Genomic DNA, 1,115 nt, shown 5'->3' on the forward strand with positions numbered 1-1,115 from the left:
CATAACATCCGCCCTACGTCCACTCCGGAGGGACTGGCTGCCAACAATCCGAATCCGTTGAGGCCCGCAAATACGCTGTGGCCTGCGAATATGCCGATCGCCACACTGTCTGGAACCCGTGGTGACGGGTCCACGCCGCTGGCGACACGCCGAATGATTCCGGTCATAGTGTCGGCATGATGTCCGGAGACCGTTTATGCTCTTGGCAGAGGTTGGCGGCGACCCCCCCACGCCGTCAACCTCTCTTCTACTTGTCCGGGCGCGCTTGTCTGGGCGCGCAGTGAGTGCCGCCGGGGAGTGCTGCCGGGTCTTCTGACGTTGCATCCGGCTGGGCATATACAGATGGGCGTCAGTACGCTGGGCGCGGGTCGCGGTGGCATCGGCTACAGGCCGCCGTAGCCAGCCCGAACTCAGGTTCCGGACGTGTCGGGAGGCCGCGCCAGTGACGTGTCAGCCAGGTCGATCCTCTCCGGTCCCGCAGCTCGGTCGCGCGCGGGAAACGGGCAGTTTGTGGGTATGACGTCAACCACGCCGGATGGCGTCCCGCTGGAGCCGCAGGCTGGGGTCGGTAGTCCGGACGGCTTCCGCCGGCTGTACACGCCGCACCGGATGGCCTATATCAAAGGCGAGGGCAGGCCTACCGGTGGATCCTGCCCGTTCTGTGTCATCCCGGCCATGCCGGACGAGGAAGGACTCGTCGTCGCGCGGGGCGACGTTGTGTATGCCGTCCTCAACCTCTACCCGTACAACTCCGGGCACATCATGATCGTTCCGTACCGCCACATCGCTGACTACGCTGATCTCCTGGACGCTGAGACCACGGAGATGGCCCTGTTCACGCAGCACGCGCTGCGGGCTCTGCGGCGAGCCAGCGGCGCGCACGGCTTCAACGTCGGGATGAACCTCGGTGTGGTCGCGGGCGCCGGGATCGCCGAACACGTTCACCAGCACGTCGTGCCGCGTTGGGGCGGGGATACGAACTTCATGCCGGTGGTCGGCGGCACCAGGGTGCTGCCCGCGCTCCTCAGCCAGACCCGCGACCTGATCGCCGCAGCCTGGAAGGAGACGGACTAAGAGCGACCGGCAATAGGGACGCGGCGTCGCGGGGCTGGGGT

Annotated in this window: 1 protein-coding gene; it reads left to right on the forward strand. The window is 66.5% G+C overall.

The features are described from left to right. Positions 1-516: 516 nt before the first annotated feature. Positions 517-1,074 carry an HIT domain-containing protein gene (locus MJ777_RS19225; RefSeq protein ID WP_239347236.1) on the forward strand — a complete coding sequence of 186 codons (558 nt, stop codon included), beginning with the start codon at positions 517-519 and terminating at the stop codon, positions 1,072-1,074. Positions 1,075-1,115 lie beyond the last annotated feature (41 nt).

The organism is Protofrankia sp. Cj5 (assembly GCF_917627405.1).
GTDB lineage: Bacteria > Actinomycetota > Actinomycetes > Frankiales > Frankiaceae > Protofrankia.